Origin of the sequence: Xanthobacter dioxanivorans (assembly GCF_016807805.1) — a bacterium.
Taxonomy (GTDB): Bacteria; Pseudomonadota; Alphaproteobacteria; order Rhizobiales; family Xanthobacteraceae; genus Xanthobacter; species Xanthobacter dioxanivorans.
Window position 1 is genome coordinate 4294010 of the sequence record NZ_CP063362.1, and the last position, 23346, is coordinate 4317355.

Genomic DNA, 23346 nt, shown 5'->3' on the forward strand with positions numbered 1-23346 from the left:
CGCCTGCCATCCACCCTCCGCAAGAGGAGATGGACTGGAGAAGGACATGGATTTCAGCTGGGACCTGCTGCTGAACGCGGTAGCCTCCGGGATCATGCTCGGCGGCTTCTATGCCGCCGTGGCGATCGGAGTGACCATCGCCTTCGGCATGCTCGACATCGTGAACATCGCCCACCCGGCCTTCATCGTGCTGGGGTCGTTCCTCGCCTATCTCAGCATCAACGGGCTCGGAATCGATCCCTTCCTGTCGGCGGGTGTCTTCGCTGTGGCGGGCTTCCTGTTCGGGCGCGTTTTCTACCGAGCCTATTACTATTTCTTTGAAAGGCGCGGCGACGATTCCCTGCAAGGGCTCGCATTCTTCTTCGGCATCATGTTCATCGTCGAGATCAGCCTCGTGCTCGTCTTCGGCGTGGACTACCGCCTGATTGACCTGCCCTATCTCGCCAGGACCTACGAGATCGGCGTGGTGCAGATCCCGCTCCGCCTCGCCGCCCCCTGTGTCGCCGGCGTCGCCATGCTGGTGGCCATCCAGCTTTACATGTCCCGGACCTTCACCGGGCGCGCGATCCTCGCCGTCGCGCAGGACCTGGAGGCGGTGCGCTTCGTCGGCGCCGATCCGATCCGCGTCAAGGAAATCGCCTTCGGCATCGCGGTCGGCTCGGCCATCATCGCCGGCGTGCTGCTCATCGTGATCCAGTCGGTGGAGCCGTCCATCGGCCGCGAGTTCATCGGCCGAGCCTTCGCCATCTGCGTCCTCGGCGGCATGACGAGCCTTCCGGGCACGCTCATCGCCGCCATGATCCTCGGCATCGCCGAGACAATGACCTCCACCTTCTTCGGGCCCTCCTGGTCGCCGGCGGTCGCCTTCGGGCTGCTGCTCGCCACTCTCGCCTTCCGTCCCGCGGGGATCCTCGGCCGATGACCGTCGCCTCCCACTTCTCCACCCCCTCCGCCCGGCGGACCCCGCGCGCCTTCAGCCTGCCCGTGCTCCTCGTGGGCGTGGCGCTCGTCGCCCTCGAACTGTTCGTCGGCGGCGGCGCCGGCGAATACTATCTGCTGCTCGCCTACGTGATCCTGCAGTATCTCGTCGTCGCCACCGGCTGGAACATCCTCGGCGGCTATGCCGGCTACGTGAACTTCGGCACCGCGGCGTTCTTCGCCGTGGGCTGCTACACCACGATCGCGCTGCAGAAGCTCGCCGACGTTCCTCTGCCGCTCTCCATCCTCGCCGCGGGCGTGGTGGCGGGGCTGCTCGGCCTCGGCACCGGCTATCTCACGCTGCGGCTGCGCGGGGTGTTCTTCTCCATCGCCACGCTGGCGATGGCCGTGGTGCTCCAGACGCTCATCATCAACTGGAGCTTCGTGGGCGGCGCGCGCGGCACCTATATCCTGCGGCCGGACCCGATCGCGCCGTTCACCACCTATGTGCAGTACCTGCTGGTGCTGATGACGGTGCTTGCCACCGCGTCCGTGCTCATCGCCATCGCGGTGGAGCGGTCCTGGATCGGCATGGGCCTCGCCGCCATCCGCGACGACGAGCTCGCCGCCGAGGCCAGCGGCGTGCCGGGGCTCCGGCTCAAGCTCATCGCCACCACCCTGTGCGGTGCGCTGATGGGCATGGCGGGCGCCCCGTTCCCCTACTTCATCACCTATGTGGAGCCGGCCTCCGCCTTCAGCCTCGCCATCGCGGTGAACGCCATCGCCATGCCGCTGATCGGCGGGACGGCCACCTGGTGGGGGCCGGTGGTGGGCACGGTGCTGCTGGGCACCACCCAGCAGGTGCTCACCGTCACCATCTCGTCGGCGGCGAACCTGCTCATCGTCGGCATCCTGCTGGTGGTGTTCGTCACCGCGGCGCCGACCGGTGTGGTCGGCCTGGTGCGCGGCATGCGGGGAGGGCGGAAATGATCATGCAGCGTCATGTCGCCTCCGGCCGCGCCCAGTCCGGCGACCCGCCGATCCTGGAGGCGAAGGGTGTCACCAAGCGGTTCGGCGGCTTTGTCGCCCTCGATGGGGTGGACTTCGCCATGGCGCCGGGCGAGCGCGTCGCGCTCATCGGTCCCAATGGCTCCGGCAAGAGCACGTTCGTGAACTGCCTGAGCGGTGCGCTGACCCCGGAGGCGGGCAGCGTCCGTTTCGAGGGGCGGCTCGTCACCGGCATGCCGCCCTGGCAGCGGGCGCGGGCGGGGCTGGTGCGCAGCTTCCAGATCCCGCGCCCGTTCCGCCGTCTCTCGGTGATCGAGAACATCGAGGTTCCGCTCAACTTCGCGCTGGCCGAGCCGCCGCCCGGCGGCAAGGCGCAGCGGGCCCTGGAGATCCTCGAAAGCATCGGCCTCGGCGCCAAGGCCTACGGGAGCCCGAAGGACCTGAGCCAGGTCGAGCTGCGCAAGCTGGAACTCGGCCGGGCGCTGGCCGCCAATCCGCGCCTGCTCATCGCCGACGAGGCCATGGCGGGGCTATCCGACAGCGAGGTGGACGAGATCGTCGACCTGCTGGAGCGGCTCAACGCGCAGGGCATCGCCATCATCCTCATCGAGCACATCATGCGCGCGGTGATGCGGTTCTCGCAGCGGATCATCGTGCTGGTGGCCGGGCGCAAGATCGCCGATGGCCTACCCGGCGAGGTGATGCGCCAGGACGAGGTGGAAAGGGCATACCTTGGCCAATAGCATCAGCATCGAACGCCTCAGCGCCGGCTATGGCGCGGTGCGCGTCCTCACCGACATCGACATGCACGTGGCCTCCGGCGAGACGGTGGCGCTCCTCGGCACCAACGGCAACGGCAAGAGCACGCTCATCAAGTGCATCACCGGCCAGGTCCAGCCCACGGCGGGCCGGGTCAGCGCCACCATCGACGGGGTTGAGCACAACCTCGCCGGCCGCTCCACCCAGGACATCATCAACCTCGGCATCGCCATCGTGCCGGAAGGCCGGCGGCTGTTCCCCAAGCTCACCGTGGAGGAGAACCTGCTGCTCGGGGCGTTCCGCGCCGCCGCGCGGCCGCGCCGAGAGGAGAGCCTCGCCTTCTGCTACGAGGCCTTCCCCCGCCTGAGGGAGCGGCGCACCCAGCTCGCCGGCTCCATGAGCGGCGGCGAGCAGCAGATGCTCGCCATCGCCCGGGCGCTGATGACGCTGCCGAAGATCCTGCTGGTGGACGAGCCATCGGTGGGCCTCGCGCCCATCCTCGTGGCGCGGACCATCGACACCATCGCCGACCTCAAGCAGCGCCTCGGCCTGACCGTGCTGATGGCGGAGCAGAACTTCCCGCAGGCGATCCGCATCGCCGATCGCGGCTACGTGCTCGTCCACGGGCGCATCGAGCTCACCGCGGACGACCCGCAGGCCCTGCGCGACAGCGACATCGTCCGCCAGCTCTATCTCGGCGGCGCCTGAGGCCCTGCCTTTCACCACCCTCAAGGGGACAACCCCGAGGATCAACCCCAAGGACCAAGTCATGGACATCAAAGTCGGAAAAGCCGCCATCCTGGAAGCCAGCAAGACGCTCTCCAACTGGGGACGCTGGGGCAAGGAAGACGAGATCGGTACCCTCAACCACGTCACCCCCGAGAATGTGGTGGAAGCGGCCAGCCTGGTGAAGAAGGGCAAGGCCTTCGCCCTGGGCATTCCCCTCGATCGCCGCGGCCCGCAGAACGGTCTGTTCGGCGGCCGGTGGAACCCGATCCACACCATGCTTGCCACTGGCACGGACTCCATCGCGGGCGTGTTCGATGAGATCCCGAACATTCGCTATGCCGACGACGCCCTCAACATGCCGGTGCAGGCGGCCACCCACTGGGACTCGCTCGGCCACGTCTTCTACGAAGACAAGATGTACAACGGCTTCGACGCGAAGCTGGTGGACAGCGCCGGCGTGCACAAGAACGGCATCGAGCACACCCGCAACCGCATGATCGGCCGCGGGGTGCTGCTGGACGTGGCCCGCTTCAAGAAGGTCGATTACCTGGAGGACGGCTACGGCATCTCCAATGACGAGCTGGACGCGGTGGCGAAGGCTGAGGGCGTGGAAATCCGCAAGGGCGACTTCGTCATCATCCGCACCGGCCAGATGGAGCAGCGGCTGAAGTCCGGCGACTGGGGCGGCTATGCCGGCGGCGATGCGCCGGGCGTGAAGTTCGAGAACTGCTACTGGAGCCAGGAGAAGCAGATCGCCGCCATCTGCTCCGACACCTGGGGCGTGGAGGTTCGGCCGAACGAGACCACCGAGGCCAACCAGCCGTGGCACTGGGTCGTCATTCCCGCCATGGGCCTGACCATGGGCGAGATCTTCTACCTGAAGGAGCTGGCCGAGGACTGCGCCGCCGACGGCGTCTACGAGTTCATGTTCGTGGCCCCGCCCCTGGTGATCACCGGCGGCACCGGCTCGCCCATCAATCCGCAGGCGATCAAGTGAGCGAGGGCGTGCTGGCGGGGCAGACCGCCCTCGTCACCGGCGCCGGCAAGGGCATCGGGCGCGCCTGCGCCCTCGCCCTTGCCGGGGCAGGCGCCCATGTGATCGCGGTAGCGCGCACCGCCGGCGACCTCGAAAGCCTCGCGCATGAGGCGCCGGGCCGCATCGAGGCGTGGATCGAGGACGTGCGGGGGGATGGCCTCCCCGCGCGCATCCGCGGCCTGAAGCGGCTCGACGTGCTGGTGAACAATGCCGGCACCAACAAGCTTCAGCATGTGCTCGACGTGGACGACGAGACCCTCGACATGCTCATCGCCCTCAACATCCGCGCCGCCTTCAAGGTGGCGCAGGCGGCGGCGGCGGTGATGGTGGCGCAGGGAGGAGGGGGCTCCATCGTCAACATCTCCTCCCAGGTCGGTCACGTGGGCGGGCCGCGGCGCACGGTCTATTCCATGACCAAGCACGCGGTGGAAGGCATGACCAAGTCCATGGCCATCGACCTCGCCCCGCACAAGATCCGCGTCAACGCGGTGGCGCCGACCGTGGTGGAGACGCCGATGACGGCGCCCTTCTTCGAGGACCCCGCCTATCGCGAGGCGGCCATGGCCTCCATTCCCCTGAAGGAGGTGCTCCAGCCCGAGGACGTGGCAGGAGCTGTGCTCTACCTCGCTTCCCCGTCGGCCCGCCTCGTCAGCGGCACGAGCCTTAGGGTAGACGGGGGAGCAACCGCCATCTGAGCCCCGGCCCGCCCGGCTGCGCCATGCCATGGCGGAGCTTCGGGCGGATCGTCCCTTGAGAGCACGCGGCCGCCGGTTCCTTCCTTCCGGCCGGCGCGCGCTCTCTTTTTTCTGGCCGTCGCCTTCCCCCGACCGCCGGCGCAGGCCGTCGGCGGTCGCGGCATGCATTGACGCGGTCGGCGAGGTGGGTCATAATTTATCGAATGATCAATAAGACGACGCCGGCGAGCCACGTACAGGGACGAGGCGCGTGCGGCGCAAGGGAGGGTCGCATGGCGAAAAATCCTGGGGCGGGACAGAAGCGGGCGCTTGTCATCGGCGGCTCCATGGCCGGCCTCTTCGCGGCGCTGCTGCTGCGCAAGGCCGGGTGGCAGGCGGAGATCTTCGAGCGGATCGGCTCGGAACTCGCGGGCCGCGGTGCGGGCATCGTTACCCACCAGGAATTGCTCGAGATCATGCAGAAATGCGGGGTCGACAGCGCCGCCGCCCGGGTCGGAGTTCCGGTCCATGGCCGCCGCGTCTTCTCCCGCGGCGGCGAGCTTGTCGCCGAGATGCCGCTGGAGCAGATCGTCACCTCGTGGGGACACCTGCACGGCCTGCTGCGCCGGGCGCTGCCGGACACCCATTTCCACCACGGCCGGGCCCTCGTGCGCGTCGAGGAGCGCGGCGAGCGGGTCGCCGCCCATTTCGCCGACGGCAGCGTGGAGGAGGGCGACCTCCTGGTGGGGGCGGACGGCATCTTCTCCACCGTGCGCGCCCAGTTCGCGCCGCAGGTGACGCCCTCCTACGTGGGCTACATCGCCTGGCGCGGCCTCGTCGATGAAGCGGCGCTCTCCGACAAGACCCGCGCGGACCTGTGCGATCATTTCCCGTTCTCCCTGCCGCCGGGGGAGCAGATGCTGGGCTATCCGGTGGCGGGCCTCGGCGAGGTCATGGAGCGCGGCCGGCGCCGCTTCAACTTCGTCTGGTACCGGCCGGCGGCCGCCGCCGGGGTGCTTCAGGACCTGCTGACCGATCGCGACGGCGTGCAGCACAGCCTCTCCATCCCGCCGGACAGGATCCGGCCCGAGGTGGTGGCGCGGATGCGGGCGGATGCGGCGGCGACGCTGGCGCCCCAGTTCGCCGAGGTGGTGGAGCGCACGCCCCAGCCCTTCATCCAGGTGATCCAGGATCTGGCCTCGCCGCACATGGTGCTGGGGCGGCGCACGGTGATCCTCGGCGACGCCGCCTTCGTGGCGCGGCCCCATGTGGGCATGGGCGTCACCAAGGCCGCCGGCGACGCCGAGATGCTGGTGGAGGCCCTTGGGCGCCACGGATCCGACATGGATGCCGCCCTGGCCGAGTTCGAGGCGGAACGGGTGGCATTCGGCGCCGCCGTGGTGCGCCGCGCGCAGCAGCTCGGCCTCTACATCGAGCCGCGCGAGCTCACCCAGGAAGAGCGCGCCCACGCCGAGTATCATCGGCAGCCTTCGGCGATCATGGCCGAGACCGCCGTCGCCACCGGCATCGCCGCCTAGCGCATTTTCGAGCAAGGCGGACGTCGGGGCGCATAAAGATGCGTTGAATCAATGCTCTAGCGGAACGAGCCCGCGAACGTGAGGAGGAGCCGTCAGATGGGCAAGCACATCATCACCAATTGGCCGGCCGCACCGGCCGCCTGGCCGGCGGCGCTGCAGGCGGAGCTCGTCGCGCGGAGCGGCGACGGGCGCGTGGGCAGCCGCCTGGTCTCGCAGACCGACCGCGTGCGGGTGTGGATGATCACCCTGGCGCCGGGCGAGCGGATCGCCTTCCACACCCACGTCCTCGACTATTTCTGGACCTGCACCACCGGCGGCGCCGCGCGCTCCCACTACAGCGATGGCCGCACGGTGGACGTGACCTACACGCCCGGCGAGACCCGGCACATGACCTTCGATGCCGGCGCGTTCATGATCCACGATCTGGAGAACACCGGTCCGGAGACGATTGTCTTCACCACCGTCGAATTCCTCGACAGCGCCAACGCCCCGCTGCCCCTGCCGGCGGACGTGCTGGAGGCGACGTCCGCGGCGGCGTGAGGCGACCGGTCCGCCCGGCAGCGAGGGCCGGCACGGTCCGCCACTTTCAGCGAGGGAACCACATGGGCGACGTGAAGATGGTGTCGGTCAACGGCGCGCACCTGGCCGTCCGCATCGATGGCGATGCGGACAAGCCATGGATGGTGCTGTCCAATTCGCTGGCCTGCACGCTGGAAAGCTGGCGCTTCCAGATGCCGCTCCTGACCCGCACGCACCGGGTGCTGCGCTACGACACCCGCGCCCATGGCGCAAGCTCGGCCCCCGCCGGGCCCTACAGCATGGACACGTTCGTCGACGACATGGTCGGGCTCATGGACCATTTCGGCATCGGTCGCGCCGACCTCATCGGCCTGTCCCTCGGCGGCATGACCGCCATCGGCCTCGCCATCCGCGCTCCCGAGCGGGTGGCCCGGCTGATCAGCATCGCCGCGCGCACGGATACCAATCCGGCCTTCCTCGAGAACTGGGACGTGCGCTGCGCGGCGGTGCGGGCGGCGGGCGGCATGTCGGGGGTGGCGGACTTCACCCTCGCCCGCTGGTTCACGCCGGCGTTCCACGCTGCGCATCCGGAGGTGGTGCGGGAGGCGAAGGAGATGATCCTCGGCTGCGACATGGACGGCTACATCGCCTGCGCCGACGCCCTCAGGGGCCTCGACTACAAGCGCCATCTCGGCGCCATCCGGGCGCCGGCCCTGTTCATCGCCGGGCGGGAGGACGGCGGCGCGCCGCCGGCGGAGATCCAGTCCATGGCGGCGCTCACGCCGGGCGCCCGTTTCGCCGTCATCGAGGCGGCCCACATCGTCCCGATGGAGAACCCCGGTGCGTTCAACGCGCAGGTGGAGTCCTTCCTCGCCGAGACCCCCGTCCCGGCCGGGGACGTCGCCTCCGGCTAAGGGCGGTCAGGAGCCGTCATCTGCCCCGGGGTGCCCACTTTCCCCGCCCGTCATGACAGTCCAAGGCCATTAGCCAGGATAATGCCGAACATCAGAAACAATCATTTTTCATGAGGTCGCCCGCCGGTACTCTTCCTTCAGACACGCGGGAGCGAGGAATGAAGCTCGGGTTCTTCACCATGCCGATCCATCCCCTCGACAAGGACTGGCGCCAGTCCCTCAAGGAGGATCGCGAAGCGTTCGTGCTGGCGGACGAGCTGGGCTTCACCGAGGGCTATTGCGGCGAGCACGCCACCGACCAGGCCGAGAACATCACCTCCTGCGCCATGTTCATGGCCTGGATCGCCTCGCACACGAAGAATATCCGCCTCGGCACCGGCACCATCAACATGCCCAACAGCCACCCCGCGGCGGTGGCGGGGCAGATCGCCATGCTCGACCATATGCTGGACGGCCGCTTCAACTTCGGCATCAGTCCCGGCGGCCTGCTCTCCGACGCGGAGGTGTTCGGCAATCTCGATGCCGACCGCAACGCCATGTTCGTGGAAGGCATCAACGCCGTGCTCGCCATCTGGGCGGGCGAGGTTCCCTACGACATCAAGGGCCGCTACTGGACCATCACCACCGAGCGCACGCAGATGCCGCAGATCGGCCAGGGCATCATGCCCCGCCCGCTGCAGCAGCCGCACCCGCCCATCGTGGTGACGGTGGTCGCGCCCTATTCCAAGGGCGTGATCGAGGCGGCGGCGCGGGGCTGGCTGCCCATCTCGGCCAACTTCCTGCTGCCGAAATGGGTGGCGACCCACTGGCCGAAATATGTGGAAGGCTGCGCCCGCGCCGGCCGTGCCGCCGATCCCGCCGACTGGCGCGTGGCCAAGAGCGTGTTCGTCGCCGACGATCTGGCCACCGCCCGCGCCTATGCCCTCGGCCCGCAGAGCCCGTACCGCTTCTATTACAGCCAGCTGCTCACCAAGATGAAGGCGAACAAGCGGGTCGAGCTGTTCAAGTCCGACCCGGCCATGTCCGATGACGACGTGACCCTCGACCGTGTGCTCGATGATCTGGTCATCTGGGGCACGCCGGACAAGGTGGCCGAGGATCTCCTCGCCTTCCAGGAGGTCACCGGGCCGTTCGGCACGCTGCTTTATGCCGGCAAGGACTGGGTGGACCGGGATCTCGCCCGTCGCTCCATGGTCCTGATCGCGGAGGAGGTGGTGCCGCGCATTGCCCGGGCCGGCGCCGCGCGCGCAGCGGAATAGGCGCCTCCACGAAACAAGGCGCATCGGGACGCACTGCATCGCCGTGCGCCGGTGCCGTGCGCGGACAACGGGCGGACGGGAGCCAAGGCATGCTCGAGGTGGGACTGGCGGGACTTGGCTGGTGGGGCGGCATGATGCTGGCGGCGCTGGCCGACAGCCCGCACGTGCGCATCGTCGCGGCCACAGATTTGGATCCGGGGAAAGCGGCGGTTGCCGCGCGTCATGGCGTGCCTTTCGTCCCGACCTTCCAGTCGCTGCTCGCCACCCCGGCCCTGGGTGGGGTCATCCTGTGCACGCCGCAGGATTTCCATGCGCACCAGATCATCGCCGCAGCGGCCGCCGGCAAGCATGTGTTCTGCGAGAAGCCGCTGTGCCTGACGCGGGCCGACGCGGAGCGGGCGGTGGCCGCCTGCGCCGCCCACGGGCGGGTGCTGGGGGTGGGCCACGAGCGCCGTTTCGAGCCGCCGGTGGTGGAACTGGCCGCCCGGATCGCGCGCGGGGACCTGGGAACCGTCTTGCAGATGGAAGGCAATTTCAGCCAGGACAAGTTCCTCGCTTTGCCGCCGGGCAACTGGCGCACCAGCCGCGGCAACCCGGCGGGACCGGCCACCGCCACCGGCGTCCACCTCATCGATCTCGCCACCGCCATCCTCGGGCCGGCGGAGCGGGTGCTGGCCAATCTCGGTACCCTTGCCACCACCTTCGAAAACGGCGACACGCTGGCCATGAGCATCCGCTTTGCGAGCGGCGCCACCGCGTTGCTGTCCGCCATCCTGGCGACGCCCTTCGACGGGCGGATCGCCGTCTATGGCAGCGAGGGCTGGGCGGAGGTGCGCGACAAGGCGCATCCGGAGCAATCGGAGGGCTGGACCGCCACCTACGTGCGGCGCGGCCGGCTGCGGGAGCAGATCGAATACCCTCCGGCCGTGGCGGTGCGGGCGAACGTGGAGGCCTTCGCCATTGCGGCGGCGGGCGGGGCGCCCTATCCGATCGCGACGGGACAGATGATCGAGACGGTGGCGGCGCTGGAAGCGGTGTTCGCCTCGGCGGCCACGGGCCAGCCGGCGCAGGTGCCGGGATAAGCCGCCGGCGGGCGCGGCTTAGCAGCAAGGAGCAGCGTTGTCCGAGACCTTGAGAGACATCCGCCTGTTCGTCGCGGCCTATGAGGAGCGCTCCTTCACCGCGGCGGCGATGCGCGAGCACGGCACCCAGTCGGGCGTCTCCCAGCATGTGCGCAAGCTGGAGGAGCGGTTCGGCGCGCGCCTGTTCTCCCGCGACAAGGGGCGCGTGACCCCGACGCCGGCGGGCGACGCCTATTACAGCCGCTGCGTGGAGATGCTGCGCCTGCATGCGGCCACGAGCCAGTGCATGAGCCAGTTCGGCAAGGGCGGGTCCGGCGACGTTTCCGTCGGCCTCATGCCGACCATGACGCGGATCATCCTCGCTCCCGCCATGCGCCGCTTCATCGAGGCCTTCCCGAACGTGTCGGTGCGGCTGGTGGAGGCGTTCAGCCCCACCCTCACCCAGAGCGTGCTCAGCGGCGAGCTGGACTTCGCCATCGTCCCCTCCATCCCCGGCCGGCCCGGGCTGAAGAGCTGGCCCTTCCTCACCACGCACGAGACACTGGTGAGCCGCTTCGCACCGGACCGGCACCTCAGGCCGGTGCGGATGGGCGCCCTCGGGCCGCTGAAACTGGTACTCCCGGGCATCGCCAATACGCGGCGGCGGCTCATCGAGACCTATGTCGCCTCCAACGGCGTGGCGATCGAGCGCATGCTCGAAATGGATTCTATGATGGGCACCCTGGACTTTGTGCGCGGCTCCGACTGGTGCACCGTCCTGCCCGCTTTGATGCTGGACGATGCCGAGGTGCCCGCCGCCTTCAGCGTGCAGCCCATCGTCGATCCGGTGCAGCCGCTGGACCTCGTGGTGATCGAGCCGTCGCGCAACGTGATCTCGCGGGCGGGGCAGGCCTTCCTGGAGCACCTGCGGGTGGAGGCGGAGCAGGTCAACGGGCGATGGGCGATGCGCTTCGCCGTAGAGGATGCGGCGGCCCGCCCCGCGGCAGGCTAAGCGCGGGGGCCGGCGGCCCTCAGGCGGACGGCGCGTTGCGCGCGAAGCCGCCGAACGCGTCGAGCAGGCGATCGCGCCAGGCGAACACCGGATCGTCCGAGGCCAGCAGTTCCTTCGGGCTGACGCAGCGCGCCCACATGAACATGCCGAAGACGCAATAGTCCGCATAGGCCGGCGCATCGCCCGCGAGGAACGGCTGCTGCTGCAGCGTGAGGCGCAGCGGGGCGAGGAGCGCCCGGAACGCCGCGATCTTCTGCTCGGGATCGACCGCGACCTCCTCAAGCGGCATGCCGAAGCGCTTTTCCCGCGAGGCGCGGAAGTAATCGCGATCCTTCTCGTGGAGGCGGTCGAAGATGTCGAGCACGATGATCCGCGCGATGGGCCCCACCAGCGTCGCATCGGCGAAGGCGTTGCAGAAGCGGGTGAGGGCAAGCCCCGCCGCGCCGCCGAACAAGGAGGGGCGCTGCGGATAGCGCTCCTCCAGGAACAGGGCGATGCGCCAGGAATCGTGGAGGCATTCCGAGCCGTCGATGAGCACCGGAACCAGCCCCTGGCCGGTGAAGGCGATCACGTCCTTGTCGGTGAAGCGCCACGGCACGCCTTCCGCTTCCAGGCCCTTGTGGGCGAGGGCCATGCGCGTCTTCCAGCAATGCGGGCTGAAGCGCAGGTCCGGGTCGGCGCCGGCCAGTTCATAGATGCGCAGCGGGCTGGTCTCGTTCACGGGGCAACTCCGGTCGGAAGAATCGGCGGGCGCCAGTATGGCCCGCCGGCGACTGCGGCGCATGGTGGGCGCGCGCCGCGGGAGCAAGGAAGGATTGCCGGCCGCCTCAGGCCTCGGCCGGCCGGGCGCCGGTCTGGCCAACGAGGCCCGCGGCGGCGATGCCGGCCAGCGCGCAGGCCTCGTCATTGTCCGACGTGTCGCCGGAAATACCGACCGCGCCGATGATGCCGGACGCATCGCGGACGAGCACCCCGCCCGCCACCGGCACCAGGCGGCCCTGGCTCGCCGCCGCCAGGGCATTGAAGAAGTGCGGCACCTTCGTCGCGCGCTCGCCGAGCTCGCGCGAGCCAATGCCCATGCCCAGGGCGCCCCACGCCTTTCCCGACGCGATCTCCACCCGCAGGATGCCGGAATTGTCCTCGCGCTGGAGAGCGACGAGGTGGCCGCCGGCGTCGAGTACGGCGACGGTGAGCGGCGCCAGCCGCAGCTCGTGGCCCCTGGCCAGCGCCGCCTCGATGATCGCGACAGCTGTCTTGAGCGAAAGTCCCATGGTCGGCTTCCTGATCTCACGGAGCGCTTCCCAGCGAAGGGGATACCCGTTCGCGTGAAGAATGCGCGTGGAACCAATGACCCGGATCGCTGTCGCGATTGAGTGAAGCGCGAAGGCGATCCGGGACGGTGAAGGCGGATCGCTCTCAGGTGCGGGGCCGGAAGGCCCAGGCGGTGGTGAGGGTGGCGCCGTCGCTGTCGCCGAGGCCGTTGCGGCTCGCCTCGTCATAGATGGCGAGGGTGCGGGTCGCCACCGGCAGCTCGGTGCCGATGGCCTCCGCCGCGGCGATCATGGTGCGCAGGTCCTTGCGGATCCCATCCACGGAGAAGCCCGCGGGCCCCGGATCCTCGCCCGCCAGCGCCTTGGCGATGACGTCGCGGCGCACCTTCAGCACGTTCATTCCGCCAGATGTCTCGGCGAAGAAGTCCACCGTCCATGCCGGATCGAGACCCAGGTGGCGGCACAGGGCATAGGCTTCGCCGAGGGTCTGGTAGTAGACGAGCAGCGGCAGGTTGATGGCGAGCTTGATGCTGGCGCCGGCCCCCACCGGTCCCACATGCTCCACCCGCCGGCACAGGTCGGCGAGAACGGGCCGCGCCCGCTCGAAATCGGCCTCCTCGCCGCCCGCCAGGCCGAGCAGATTGCCGGTGCGGGCGGGGCCCGTGGTACCGCCCACGGGGCATTCGATGAAGGCGCCGCCGGCGGCGCGAACCTGCTGCGCCAGGGCGATCGCCTCGTCCGGCAGCACGGTGCTCATCTCGATGAAGAGCGGCGCGTGCGGCAGGGGCGCGGAGATGAGGCCCTGCGGGCCGGTATAGACGTCTTTCAAGGCGGCGCCGTCGAGCAGGGAGGTGAGGATCACCTCGGCGTCGCGCGCGAGTTCCGCCGGGGAGGCCGCGACGGCCGCGCCCGCCTGCTGGAGCGGCCCGAGCTTATCGGGCGAGCGGTTCCAGACGGTGACCGAATGACCCTTCTCCAAGAGGCGCAGCGCCATGGCGCTGCCCATGCGTCCCAGACCTGCGAACCCGATTTTCATGAACGCCTCCCTGTGGGCCGATGTGAAACGACCCACATTTTTGCTCTTGCTAATGATCGAACGATCAATAACATGATCGTCGCATCCTGCAAGCTGTGCAGGCAGCAAAATAAGAAAGCCGGCAAGTAAAACGCCGGCACGACCAAGCGCCGAGGGAGGCACGCAATGGGCTTTATCGCACCCCGTCCCCAGGACGGGGACGCTGCCGCGCGGGACCGTCGGTCCCACGTCGAATTCCGCTCCGGCATGCGCATTCTCTGGGATGTCCCCATCCCCATGGACGACGGCGCCGTGGTGCGCGCCGATGTGTTCCTGCCGCAGGCGGAGGGGCGCTACCCGGTCTTGTTGACCTACGGTCCCTACGCCAAGGGCCTCGCCTTCCAGGACGGTTATCCAAGCGCTTGGGAGCGGATGGCGCAGAAGCATCCGGATGTGGCCGCGGCCTCCAGCAACCTGTTCCAGGCGTGGGAGGTGGTGGACCCGGAGAAATGGGTTCCGGAAGGTTATGCCTGCGTGCGCGTGGACAGCCGCGGCTGCGGCACCTCGCCCGGCTATGTCGACCCCTTCGGCCCGCGGGAGCAGAAGGATTTCTACGACTGCATCGAATGGGCGGGCGTGCAGGAGTGGAGCAGCGGCAAGGTCGGGCTGAACGGCATTTCCTATTTCGGCAGCAACCAGTGGCACGTGGCCAAGCACAAGCCGCCGCATCTTGCGGCTATGTGCATCTGGGAGGGATCCGCCGACTGGTTTCGCGACATGACGCACCACGGCGGCATCCTCTCCACCTTCTGGGCCAACTGGTACGACATGCAGGTGAAGACGGTGCAGTACGGCATCGGCGAGCGCGGACGCCGCAGCCGGGCCACCGGCCAGCTGGTGTGCGGCCCGGACCTGCTGAGCGAGGAGGACCTGGCGGCGAACCGGTGCGAGTTCGGCGCCGAGATCCGCAGCCACCCGCTCGACGACGACTACCACAAGGACCGCTCGCCGGTATGGGACGACATCGAGGTGCCGTTCCTCTCCGCCGCAAACTGGGGCGGGCAGGGGCTGCATCCGCGCGGCAACTTCGAGGGCTTCGTGCGTGCCGCCTCCAGGGACAAGTGGCTGGAAGTGCACGGCATCGAGCACTGGACGCATTTCTACACGGACTATGGCCGCAAGCTGCAGCTGCGCTTCTTCGACCACTTCCTCAAGGGCGAGGACAATGGCTGGGACCGCGAGCCGCGAGTGCTCCTCCAGGTGCGCCATCCCGGCGAGCGCTTCGTCGCGCGGGCGGAGAATGAATGGCCGCTCGCCCGAACCCAGTGGACCAGGCTCAACCTTCATCCGCGCACCGGCCGGCTCGCCCCCGAGCCCGTGGCCAATGTGACCGAGCTATCCTTCGACGCGATGGGGGAGGGCGTGACCTTCATCTCGCCGCCCATGGAAAAGGAGACGGAGATCACCGGACCCATGGCTGCCAGGATCGTCGTCTCGTCCTCGACGACCGATGCGGACCTGTTCCTGGTGTTCCGCGTGTTCTCCGCCGACCTGAAGGAGGTGGTGTTCCAGGGTGCCATCGATCCGCACACGCCGGTGGCGCAGGGCTGGCTGAGGGCCTCGCACCGCAAGCTCGATCCTGCCTTGTCCCAGCCCTACCGTCCCTATCACACCCACGACGAGCGCCAGCCGCTGACGCCCGGGGAGCCGGTGCAGCTGGACATCGAGATCTGGCCCACCTGCATCGTCGTGCCGAAGGGCTACCGCATCGCCCTCACCGTGCGCGGCAAGGACTACGAATATCCCGGCGGCTCGGGCGGACGACTGTCGAACTTCAAGAACGAGATGACCGGCTGCGGGCCGTTCCTCCACGACGATCCGATCGACCGGCCGATGGAGATCTACGGCGGTACGACGACGCTGCATTTCGCCCCCGACACGGACTCCTACCTGCTGCTGCCGATCATTCCGTAAGGGCGGCGGCGGTCCCCTCCGAGGGGGGCCGCCAGGCGGTGGGTGGAGGCGCCCGGCCGGGGTACGCAACCATTTGAATTCAATGCGAAATCCGCCCGTCACCAAAGGTGCGGGCGGACCCCGGGGAGGTGCGTCCCCGGCGCCGTGGATGACTCGGCAAGGCGGGATCAATTGTGCCTTGACACCTGTCTTTTTCTCGCCTGTGATATCTCACGAAGAGAGAAAAATAACGATGCTGGCACGCCATACGATCTACGAAACCGTGCGCAACGACATCATGCGTTGTGTCATCATGCCGGGGGCGGAGATCCGTGAGGCCGACCTCGCACAACGGTTTGGGGTGAGCAAGTCGCCGGTGCGGGATGCCCTGCAGCGGCTCGAGAACGAGGGCTTGGTCGAGATCGAGGCCCGACGCGGCCACAAGGTCCGTGCCATATCAGTACGTGACGCCAATGACCTGCTGGAGCTTCGTCAGATTCTCGAAGAGGCATGCGTCAGGAAAGTGGCGCGGGTGGCGAGCGACGCGGACCTCGCGGGCCTCGACCGGTTTCGCGTCGTCGATACGACATCGGCAGAGGCCTTTGCGCACTACAATCACGCGTTTCACCATCATCTGGCCGTGCTTTCGCAAAACCAGAGGATCGCCGACGAAACCATGCGTGCCATGGATTTTTACGCGCGGCTTGTCCTCATAAGCTTGTCGGCCATCGCCGATCGTGGTTTCGACGAGCCGTTGAACGACCATGTCGAGGTGATCGAGGCGCTGCAGGCGCGCAACGGAAATGCAGCCGCGCGGGTGGTGCGCCGGCATGTCGGCAAGTCGCGCGCGCAGATCATGCGGGCGCTGGGGGCCCGTCCCATCGTCGGCTGACGCTGAACGTCAGAACAAATTCCGTAACAATGCCGCGGCAGGAGCATCCGGGCGAAATCGCATCAATAAATCGCTCCATACAAAAGAAAAACACAGTTCCAGGGAACGACAAGGAGACACCATGTTGGTCGATCGCAGAACCCTCATCAAAGGGGTGGGAGCGGGCGTCGGCGCAGCCGTGCTCGGAGCGCCGGCGGTCCGCGCGCAATCAAAGCCCCTCCGGATCGGATTCATGACCGTGAAGACCGGCCCGCTGGCCTCGGGCGGCATCCAGATGGAGCAGGGGCTGGTCCTCTACCTGAAGGAGCACAATAACATGCTCGCCGGCGTGCCGGTGGAGCTGTTCACGGTGGACACCGGCGGCGCCCCGGCCGTGGCCCGCACCAAGCTCCAGGAGCTGGTGGAGCTCAACAAGATCGACTGCATGATCGGTCCGCTCTCCACCCAGGAGGCGCTGGCCATCGACGACACCATCCGCGAGACCAAGATCCCCACCGTCTTCGTCGCCGCGGCCGACGACCTCACCCAGCGGCGCGTCAATCCGTGGGTGATCCGCGTCACCTCCACCTCGTCGCAGTGCGCGCACGTGATGGGCGACTACGCGGCCAGGGACCTGAAGTACAAGCGCGCCGCCACCATCGCCGACGACATCGCCTATGGCCACGAGATGAATGCCGGCTTCCAGCGGGTGTTCGAGGAGGAAGGCGGCAAGGTGGTGCAGAAGCTGTGGCCGCCTTTGGCCGTGCCGGACTACGGCACCTACATCGCCCAGCTCAATCCCAAGCTCGACGGCCTGTTCTGCGGCTTTGCTGGGTCCAACGGCTTTCGCTTCTTCCGCCAGTTCTACGAATACGGGCTGAAGGACAAGCTACCGCTGCTCGGCGGCATGACCGCATTCGACGAATCCCTGCTGCCCCGCATGGGTGATGATGCGATCGGTCTGCTTTCGGTTTGCTGGTATTCGGCGACGATCGACAATCCGCAGAACAAGAAATTCGTGGCCGCCATGCAGCGGGACTATAAGGTGGACCCCGGCTTCTATGCCGCCGCCACCTACACGGCCGCCGCCGTGCTGGAAGCGAGCGTGAAGGCGCTCGGCGCGCGCGTCGGCGACAAGGAGGCCCTGCGCGATTCCCTGCACGCCATCAAGGTGGAGGACACCTGCCGAGGGCCGGTGAGCCTCGACAAGAATGGCAACGTGGTCGGCAATGTCTACGTACGCCGGGTGGAGAAGGAGAACGGGCGGTTCGTCAACAAGGTCATCAAGACCTACGAGAATATCGGCCAGTTCTGGACGTACGACCCCGATGCTTTCATCAAGAGTCCGGTCTATTCTCGCGATTTTCCGGCCGCAAAGAACCTGGAGAACTAGAGTGAGGCCCGATCAGTTTTCGGTGAAGGCTGATCGGGGCGTGATCTGGGGCCCCGTGGCGGGGCGTTCGCAGGGTCCTGCGTCGCTGGCGCTCCCTCATGGTCGGGCGCGCCCCTGAAGTCGACGGCTGGCGACTTCATTCCCTGAAACGGACCCCGCCAACATGCGGGGTCCGGCGGTCCGTGCGGGGGCCGCGAAGGGCTTTCGCGCGGTGTCGCCCGTCTCTGCTGCGCCGGGCGCCGCAGCGGCATGGGACGCATCTCGTCCCGCCGCGCCCGCATCGCGGATAGCGGCGGTCACGAATTCTTTGCCTCCAGAGGAAGACCGGATGCAATTCTGGCTCATTCAAACCCTCAACAGTATTGCCTTCGCCGGCCTGCTGTTCCTGCTGTCGGCCGGATTCTCGCTGATCTTCGGCCTGATGCGCATGCCAAACCTCGCGCACGGCGCCTTCTTCATGCTGGGGGCCTATTTCGGCGCCAGCTTCATGAGCTTCGGGATCAACTTCTGGGCCGCGGCGCTTCTGGCCGGCCTGGCGGTGGGCGTGCTCGGCGTGCTGCTGGAGCGCCTGCTGCTGCGGCGGCTCGCCGGCAACACCCAGGGCCAGGTGCTGGTGACGCTGGGCGTCTCGTTCATCATCGCCGATGTCTGCCTCGTGGTGTGGACCGGCGATCCAGTCCCGGTGCCGGCGCCGGCCTGGCTGCGGCCGCCGCTGCTGCTCATGGGCTTTGCCTTCCCCACCTACCGGCTGGTGGTGCTGGTGGTGGCCATCGTGGCGGCGGTGCTGCTCTATCTGCTGCTCGAGCGCACCCGCCTCGGCGCCATGATCCGCGCCGGCGTGGACGACATGGAGATGGCGCGCGGCGTCGGCATCCGCGTCTCGCTGCTGTTCATGCTGGTGTTCATGCTGGGCGCCGCGCTCGCCGGCCTCGGCGGCACCATCGGCGGGCCGATCATGCAGGCTTATCCGGGGCTCGATGCGGACATGCTGCCGCTGGCGCTGGTGGTGGTGATTCTCGGCGGCGTCGGCAGCCTGCCGGGCGCCTTCGTCGGCAGTCTGGTGGTGGGCTTCATCTACAATTTCGGCACGGCGCTGTTCCCGGATTTCGCCTACGTCATCCTCTTCCTCCCCATGGTGGCGGCGCTCGTGCTGATGCCCGAGGGTCTTTTCGCGGGAGCACGCCAATGAGCCGGACCGGTCTTGCCTTCCTGCTCGGCCTCGGCGCGGCGGCGCTGGTGCCGTTCGTGCTGAACGATTTCTTCACCAACCTTGCGAGCCAGATCATCTGCTATGCCCTGTTCGCGGTCAGCCTGAACCTCATCGTCGGCTTCGGCGGCATGACCTCGCTGGGCCACGCGGCCTATTTCGGCATCGCCGCCTACGCGGTGACCTGGTGCGTCACGGTGGCGGGCATGGGTCAGCTCTCCGCCGCCATCTGCGCGCTGGCGCTGGCCACGGCGACGGCGGCGGTGTTCGGCGTTCTCGCGCTCAGGGCGAGCGGCCTGTCCTTCCTCATGATCACGCTGGCCCTTGGCCAGATCGTGTGGGGCGTTGCCTACCGGTGGGTCGGGCTGACCCAGGGCGAGACGGGCATGCGCTTTCCGGCGCGGCCGCAGCCCCTTGGCTTCAACATCGAGGGTGCGCGCGGCTTCTATTTCTTCTCGCTCATCATCTTCGCCGTGTCGCTCTACTTTGTCTGGCGGGTGGTGAATTCGCCCTTCGGCGCCGCCTTGCGGGGGTCGAAGGAGCAGCCCCGGCGCATGCGGATGCTCGGCCACAATGTGTGGATGATCCGCTGGGTCGCCTTCATCATGTCCGGCTTCTGGGCGGCGGTGGCGGGGCTGCTGTTCGTCTATTTCCAGAAGTTCGTGAGCCCCTACGTGGTCTCGCTCCAGCAGTCGGCCGAGGTGCTGCTGATGTCCATCCTCGGCGGCGCCTCCACGCTGGCGGGGCCGGTGGTGGGCGCGGTGGTGGTGACGCTGGTCAAGAACGTGGCCTCCACCTACGTGGAGCGCTGGAACGCGCTCCTCGGCCTCATCTTCATCGTGGCGGTGGTGTTCATGCCGAACGGGCTGGTGCCGGGCTTCCAGGCGCTCTGGAGCCGGATGCTGAGGCCGCGCGCGGCAAAATCCGCCGGAACGCCCGGCCAGGGCCAGACCCCCTCCGCGGAGCATGCGTCATGAACGCCGCCGCCCTTGAAATCAGTGGCCTGACGAAGCGCTTCGGCGGCCTGGTGGTGACCCGCGACGTGTCCATGCGCATCGCCCCCGGCGAGCGGCGGCTCATCATCGGGCCCAACGGGGCGGGCAAGACCACCCTGTTCAACCAGATCACCGGCGACCTGCAGCCCAATTCCGGCTGCATCCGCATGTTCGGTGAGGACATCACCAAGCTGAAGACCCGCCACCGGGTGGCGCGCGGCCTGGCGCGGACCTACCAGATCCTGACCCTGTTTCCGCAGGAGACGCTGCTGCACAACGTGGTGCTGTCGCTCCTCGGGCTAAGGCTGGAGCGCTGGGACCCGTGGCGGATCCTCGCCAACCGGTCGGACCTGTTCGATCTCGCCCAGGACTCGCTGCAGCAGGTGGGGCTGGGCGCGTCCGGCCGGCGGCGGGTGGCGGAGACGTCCTACGGCGAGCGCCGGCGGCTGGAGCTGGCCATGGCGCTGGCCCAGAAGCCGAAGGTGCTGCTTCTGGACGAGCCGCTCGCCGGCCTGTCGCCGGAAGAGCGCAACGGGGTGAGCGAGCTGTTCGCCGCCATTCCGCGCGACGTCACCATCATCATGATCGAGCACGACATGGACGTCGCCCTTGCCTTCGCCGAGCAGATCACCGTGCTCCATTTCGGGCAGGTGATCGTCGAGGGGACAAGGTCCGAGGTGGTGTCCGATCCGCGCACGCGGGAGATCTATCTTGGCGAATGAGATCCTCGAGCTCAGCAACATCGATGCCTATTACGGCGAAAGCCATGTGCTGCACGGCCTGAGCTTTTCCCTGGGGGAGGGGCGGCTCCTCGGGCTGCTCGGGCGCAACGGCGCGGGCAAGAGCACCTGCATGAGCACGGTGGTGGGCTTCCTGCCGCCCAAGCGCGGCACGGTGGTGCTCGCCGGCGAGCGGGTGAGCGGCTGGGCGCCGGAGAACATTTCGCGGCGCGGCATCAGCCTCGTGCCGCAGGGCCGGCGCATCTTCCGCAGCCTTACCGTGAAGGAAAACCTCCAGGTGGCCGAGCGGCTCCCGTCCCATGGCGGGCGATCGCCGGTGTGGTCGCTGGCGCGGGTGTTCGAGATCTTTCCCCGGCTGAAGGAGCGGCAGGGCCAGTTCGCCGGATCGCTCTCGGGGGGCGAGCAGCAGATGCTGGCCATCGGCCGGGCCCTCATGAGCAACCCGCGCGTGCTGCTCATGGACGAGCCTTCCGAGGGCCTCGCGCCGCAGATCGTCGCCGACGTGGGGCGCACCATCGCCCTGCTGAAGGGCGAGGGGCTGTCCATCATCCTGGTGGAGCAGAACATCAAAATGACCCTGAACCTCGCGGACGAGGTGGTGATCATCAACACCGGACGCGTGGCGTTCTGCGGTTCCGCCGCACAGGCGGCCGCCGATCAAGAGCTCATCTCCCGGCATCTCGGCGTGTTCTGAGAGCCATAGTGCAGGACAAAGCAAGATGAATGTTGTCTGGAACCGTTTCGGACCCACCGCCGCGCGCGTCCATGTCGAAGGCGAGCGCATCGCCCGACCGGCCACCGTGACCTTCGACATCCATTCCCACGTGGCGGTGCCGGAGGCGGCGAAGCTTGCCGGTCCGCACGTGGACCTCTCCACCATCCCGCTGGCGCATTTCGCCACCGAGGACACCAAAGCCCTGAACGTGCAGCAGGACCGCGACCGGACCTCGCGCATGACCGGCTACGACGACCGGCTCAAGGACCTCGACGAGGCCGGCATCGACATGCAGCTGGTGATGCCGCCGCCGCCGCAGTGCTACTACACCATCCCCGTCGACATCGCCGCCAAGGCCTCGCGCATGGTCAATGAGGGGCTCGCGGAATACGTGGCGCGCCGCCCCGACCGCTTCCGCGCATTCGGCACCGTGCCGCTGCAGGACGGCGAGGCGGCGGCGGACGAGCTGGAATACATGGTCAAGCAGCTCGGCTTCAAGGGCGTGCAGGTGCTCACCAATGTGGCCGGGCGGGAATTGTCCGATCCCGCGTTCGCGCCGTTCTGGGCCAGGGCGGAGGCGCTCGGGGCGGTGGTGGTGCTGCACCCCAACGGCTTCACCCAGGCAGAGCGGCTGAAGCGCTTCTACTTCAACAACGTCATCGGCAATCCGCTGGAGACCACCATCGCCCTGCACTACCTCATCTTCGACGGGGTGATGGAACGCCATCCGAACCTGAAGATCCTTTCGGTCCACGGCGGCGGCTACGTGGCGGCCTATGCGGCGCGCATGGACCACGCGTGGGGCGCCCGCTCCGACGCGCGGGGCAAGCTGCTGCTGGCGCCCACCACCTATCTCAAGCGCATGTATTTCGACACGGTGGTGTTCTCCACCGGCCAGCTGGAGGCGCTGGTGAAGCTGGTGGGCGCCGACCATGTGCTGATGGGCACGGACTATCCCTACGACATGGCGGAGAGCGATCCCGTCGGCCACGTGATGGGCGCCGGTTTCGACGATGCCGCCAGGGCCGCCATCTGCGGCGGCAATGCCAAGGCGCTGCTGGGCCTGTGAGAATGCTGCCCCGCACGCTGGGAGGACAAGGCCCATGACGCTTCGCATGTACGGCTTCTGGCGCTCCATCGCCTCGTTCCGCCTGCGCGTGGCGCTGAACCTGAAGGGGCTCGCCTTTGAGGAGGAGAGCGTGGACATCCTGCACGGCAGCCAGTTCACCGCTGCCTACGACAAGGTGAATCCGGCCCATTCGGTGCCTTCGCTGGTGGAGGAGGACGGGCACGTCCTCCTCCAGTCGCTCGCCATCCTCGAATATCTAGAGGAGACCCGCCCGCGGCCGCCGCTCCTGCCGGCCGCTCCGCGCGAGCGGGCCTATGCCCGGGCGCTGGCGCTCGCCACCGTGGCCGATACCCATCCGCTCATGGTGCCGCGTGTGCGCAGCCACCTCGCCGCCGCCTTCGGTGCCGACGAGGCGGCGGTCAATGCCTGGGTGCGGCACTGGGTGGGGGAGGGGATGGGCGCCTACGAGCGCCTTTTGTCCCGGCGCCCGCCCGCGCCCTTCGCCCTCGGCGCGGCGCCGGGCATCGCCGACATCTGCATCGCCGGCCACGCCATGAGCGCCCAGCTGTTCGCCATGGATCTGGAGCCCTATCCCGTCTTCAAGACACTGACCGAACGCTGCTTCGCGCTGCCCGCCTTCGCCTCGGCCCGCCCGCCGGGTGCGCGCTGATCCGGGGCGACCAGGGAAGG

At 68.2% G+C, this 23346-nt stretch carries 24 protein-coding genes; 21 read left to right on the forward strand and 3 right to left on the reverse strand.

Annotated features, from left to right (window positions below):
* The first annotated feature begins 46 nt into the window (after positions 1-46).
* The 12 genes from EZH22_RS19990 (at position 47) to EZH22_RS20045 (ending at position 11427) form a co-directional block, all read left to right on the forward strand.
* Positions 47-922, forward strand: a complete 876-nt coding sequence (locus EZH22_RS19990) for a branched-chain amino acid ABC transporter permease (protein ID WP_203192214.1) — start codon at positions 47-49, stop codon at positions 920-922.
* Positions 919-1908, forward strand: a complete 990-nt coding sequence (locus EZH22_RS19995; RefSeq protein WP_203192215.1) for a branched-chain amino acid ABC transporter permease — start codon at positions 919-921, stop codon at positions 1906-1908. The genes EZH22_RS19990 and EZH22_RS19995 overlap by 4 nt, the downstream gene beginning before the upstream one ends.
* Complete coding sequence (locus EZH22_RS20000) at positions 1905-2669, forward strand: ABC transporter ATP-binding protein (RefSeq protein WP_231711063.1); 765 nt, start codon at positions 1905-1907, stop codon at positions 2667-2669. Before EZH22_RS19995 ends, EZH22_RS20000 begins: the two co-directional genes overlap by 4 nt.
* Positions 2659-3393 carry an ABC transporter ATP-binding protein gene (locus EZH22_RS20005; RefSeq protein WP_231711064.1) on the forward strand — a complete coding sequence of 245 codons (735 nt, stop codon included), beginning with the start codon at positions 2659-2661 and terminating at the stop codon, positions 3391-3393. Before EZH22_RS20000 ends, EZH22_RS20005 begins: the two co-directional genes overlap by 11 nt.
* 61 nt (positions 3394-3454) lie before the next feature.
* Positions 3455-4411, forward strand: a complete 957-nt coding sequence (locus tag EZH22_RS20010) for a cyclase family protein (RefSeq protein WP_231711065.1) — start codon at positions 3455-3457, stop codon at positions 4409-4411.
* Positions 4408-5145, forward strand: coding sequence for an SDR family NAD(P)-dependent oxidoreductase (locus EZH22_RS20015; RefSeq protein WP_203192216.1), 738 nt, complete (start codon positions 4408-4410; stop codon positions 5143-5145). The genes EZH22_RS20010 and EZH22_RS20015 overlap by 4 nt, the downstream gene beginning before the upstream one ends.
* 272 nt (positions 5146-5417) lie before the next feature.
* Positions 5418-6662 carry an FAD binding domain-containing protein gene (locus EZH22_RS20020; protein WP_203192217.1) on the forward strand — a complete coding sequence of 415 codons (1245 nt, stop codon included), beginning with the start codon at positions 5418-5420 and terminating at the stop codon, positions 6660-6662.
* Positions 6663-6758: 96 nt separating this feature from the next.
* A complete protein-coding gene (locus EZH22_RS20025) occupies positions 6759-7202 on the forward strand; it encodes a cupin domain-containing protein (RefSeq protein ID WP_203192218.1) in 444 nt (147 codons plus the stop codon).
* 62 nt (positions 7203-7264) lie between these two features.
* The gene (locus EZH22_RS20030; RefSeq protein WP_203192219.1) at positions 7265-8095 is read left to right on the forward strand and encodes an alpha/beta fold hydrolase; all 831 of its coding nucleotides are present in this window, start codon (positions 7265-7267) and stop codon (positions 8093-8095) included.
* 158 nt (positions 8096-8253) lie between these two features.
* Positions 8254-9354, forward strand: a complete 1101-nt coding sequence (locus tag EZH22_RS20035; RefSeq protein WP_203192220.1) for an LLM class flavin-dependent oxidoreductase — start codon at positions 8254-8256, stop codon at positions 9352-9354.
* A gap of 89 nt (positions 9355-9443) precedes the next feature.
* On the forward strand, positions 9444-10436 hold the full coding sequence (locus EZH22_RS20040) for a Gfo/Idh/MocA family protein (protein WP_203192221.1): 993 nt from the start codon (positions 9444-9446) through the stop codon (positions 10434-10436).
* A 37-nt stretch (positions 10437-10473) separates the two neighbouring features.
* Positions 10474-11427, forward strand: coding sequence for a LysR family transcriptional regulator (locus EZH22_RS20045; protein ID WP_203192222.1), 954 nt, complete (start codon positions 10474-10476; stop codon positions 11425-11427).
* Positions 11428-11446: 19 nt separating this feature from the next.
* Here the strand turns inward: EZH22_RS20045 and EZH22_RS20050 are convergent, their stop codons facing one another.
* From EZH22_RS20050 to EZH22_RS20060, 3 genes are all read right to left on the reverse strand, one after another.
* Positions 11447-12148, reverse strand: coding sequence for a glutathione S-transferase family protein (locus EZH22_RS20050; RefSeq protein ID WP_231711066.1), 702 nt, complete (start codon positions 12146-12148; stop codon positions 11447-11449).
* Positions 12149-12254: 106 nt separating this feature from the next.
* Positions 12255-12698, reverse strand: coding sequence for a GlcG/HbpS family heme-binding protein (locus EZH22_RS20055; protein ID WP_203192224.1), 444 nt, complete (start codon positions 12696-12698; stop codon positions 12255-12257).
* A gap of 145 nt (positions 12699-12843) precedes the next feature.
* Entirely contained in the window at positions 12844-13734 is an 891-nt protein-coding gene (locus EZH22_RS20060; protein WP_203192225.1) for an NAD(P)-dependent oxidoreductase, read from the reverse strand.
* Positions 13735-13899: 165 nt separating this feature from the next.
* On the opposite strand from EZH22_RS20060, the gene EZH22_RS20065 reads away from it, so the two are divergent.
* The 9 genes from EZH22_RS20065 to maiA all read left to right on the forward strand — a co-directional run bounded on the left by EZH22_RS20065 (position 13900) and on the right by maiA (position 23326).
* Positions 13900-15687 (forward strand): CocE/NonD family hydrolase, encoded by a 1788-nt coding sequence (locus tag EZH22_RS20065; RefSeq protein WP_203192226.1) that lies wholly within the window; start codon positions 13900-13902, stop codon positions 15685-15687.
* A gap of 232 nt (positions 15688-15919) precedes the next feature.
* Positions 15920-16558, forward strand: a complete 639-nt coding sequence (locus EZH22_RS20070; RefSeq protein ID WP_203192227.1) for a GntR family transcriptional regulator — start codon at positions 15920-15922, stop codon at positions 16556-16558.
* Positions 16559-16790: 232 nt separating this feature from the next.
* Entirely contained in the window at positions 16791-17930 is a 1140-nt protein-coding gene (locus tag EZH22_RS20075) for an ABC transporter substrate-binding protein (protein WP_231711067.1), read from the forward strand.
* 328 nt (positions 17931-18258) lie between these two features.
* A complete protein-coding gene (locus tag EZH22_RS20080) occupies positions 18259-19119 on the forward strand; it encodes a branched-chain amino acid ABC transporter permease (protein WP_203192229.1) in 861 nt (286 codons plus the stop codon).
* Positions 19116-20114 (forward strand): branched-chain amino acid ABC transporter permease, encoded by a 999-nt coding sequence (locus tag EZH22_RS20085; RefSeq protein WP_203192230.1) that lies wholly within the window; start codon positions 19116-19118, stop codon positions 20112-20114. Before EZH22_RS20080 ends, EZH22_RS20085 begins: the two co-directional genes overlap by 4 nt.
* Positions 20111-20854 (forward strand): ABC transporter ATP-binding protein, encoded by a 744-nt coding sequence (locus tag EZH22_RS20090; protein ID WP_203192231.1) that lies wholly within the window; start codon positions 20111-20113, stop codon positions 20852-20854. Before EZH22_RS20085 ends, EZH22_RS20090 begins: the two co-directional genes overlap by 4 nt.
* Positions 20844-21566: an ABC transporter ATP-binding protein gene (locus tag EZH22_RS20095; RefSeq protein ID WP_231711068.1), complete on the forward strand. Its 723-nt coding sequence runs from the start codon at positions 20844-20846 to the stop codon at positions 21564-21566. The genes EZH22_RS20090 and EZH22_RS20095 overlap by 11 nt, the downstream gene beginning before the upstream one ends.
* Before the next feature lie 25 nt (positions 21567-21591).
* Positions 21592-22656, forward strand: coding sequence for an amidohydrolase family protein (locus tag EZH22_RS20100; RefSeq protein ID WP_203192232.1), 1065 nt, complete (start codon positions 21592-21594; stop codon positions 22654-22656).
* Positions 22657-22690: 34 nt separating this feature from the next.
* The gene (gene maiA / locus EZH22_RS20105; RefSeq protein ID WP_203192233.1) at positions 22691-23326 is read left to right on the forward strand and encodes a maleylacetoacetate isomerase; all 636 of its coding nucleotides are present in this window, start codon (positions 22691-22693) and stop codon (positions 23324-23326) included.
* The last annotated feature ends 20 nt before the right edge of the window (positions 23327-23346 follow it).

What these genes read in the sequence shown, in the direction of transcription:
- EZH22_RS19990 (WP_203192214.1), top strand. Translation starts at nt 47, where the DNA reads ATGGATTTCAGCTGGGACCTGCTGCTGAACGCGGTAGCCTCCGGGATC.
- EZH22_RS19995 (WP_203192215.1), top strand. Translation starts at nt 919, where the DNA reads ATGACCGTCGCCTCCCACTTCTCCACCCCCTCCGCCCGGCGGACCCCG.
- EZH22_RS20000 (WP_231711063.1), top strand. Translation starts at nt 1,905, where the DNA reads ATGATCATGCAGCGTCATGTCGCCTCCGGCCGCGCCCAGTCCGGCGAC.
- EZH22_RS20010 (WP_231711065.1), top strand. Translation starts at nt 3,455, where the DNA reads ATGGACATCAAAGTCGGAAAAGCCGCCATCCTGGAAGCCAGCAAGACG.
- EZH22_RS20020 (WP_203192217.1), top strand. Translation starts at nt 5,418, where the DNA reads ATGGCGAAAAATCCTGGGGCGGGACAGAAGCGGGCGCTTGTCATCGGC.
- EZH22_RS20025 (WP_203192218.1), top strand. Translation starts at nt 6,759, where the DNA reads ATGGGCAAGCACATCATCACCAATTGGCCGGCCGCACCGGCCGCCTGG.
- EZH22_RS20030 (WP_203192219.1), top strand. Translation starts at nt 7,265, where the DNA reads ATGGGCGACGTGAAGATGGTGTCGGTCAACGGCGCGCACCTGGCCGTC.
- EZH22_RS20035 (WP_203192220.1), top strand. Translation starts at nt 8,254, where the DNA reads ATGAAGCTCGGGTTCTTCACCATGCCGATCCATCCCCTCGACAAGGAC.
- EZH22_RS20040 (WP_203192221.1), top strand. Translation starts at nt 9,444, where the DNA reads ATGCTCGAGGTGGGACTGGCGGGACTTGGCTGGTGGGGCGGCATGATG.
- EZH22_RS20055 (WP_203192224.1), bottom strand. Translation starts at nt 12,698, where the DNA reads ATGGGACTTTCGCTCAAGACAGCTGTCGCGATCATCGAGGCGGCGCTG.
- EZH22_RS20060 (WP_203192225.1), bottom strand. Translation starts at nt 13,734, where the DNA reads ATGAAAATCGGGTTCGCAGGTCTGGGACGCATGGGCAGCGCCATGGCG.
- EZH22_RS20065 (WP_203192226.1), top strand. Translation starts at nt 13,900, where the DNA reads ATGGGCTTTATCGCACCCCGTCCCCAGGACGGGGACGCTGCCGCGCGG.
- EZH22_RS20070 (WP_203192227.1), top strand. Translation starts at nt 15,920, where the DNA reads ATGCTGGCACGCCATACGATCTACGAAACCGTGCGCAACGACATCATG.
- EZH22_RS20075 (WP_231711067.1), top strand. Translation starts at nt 16,791, where the DNA reads ATGACCGTGAAGACCGGCCCGCTGGCCTCGGGCGGCATCCAGATGGAG.
- EZH22_RS20080 (WP_203192229.1), top strand. Translation starts at nt 18,259, where the DNA reads ATGCAATTCTGGCTCATTCAAACCCTCAACAGTATTGCCTTCGCCGGC.
- EZH22_RS20085 (WP_203192230.1), top strand. Translation starts at nt 19,116, where the DNA reads ATGAGCCGGACCGGTCTTGCCTTCCTGCTCGGCCTCGGCGCGGCGGCG.
- EZH22_RS20090 (WP_203192231.1), top strand. Translation starts at nt 20,111, where the DNA reads ATGAACGCCGCCGCCCTTGAAATCAGTGGCCTGACGAAGCGCTTCGGC.
- EZH22_RS20100 (WP_203192232.1), top strand. Translation starts at nt 21,592, where the DNA reads ATGAATGTTGTCTGGAACCGTTTCGGACCCACCGCCGCGCGCGTCCAT.
- maiA (WP_203192233.1), top strand. Translation starts at nt 22,691, where the DNA reads ATGACGCTTCGCATGTACGGCTTCTGGCGCTCCATCGCCTCGTTCCGC.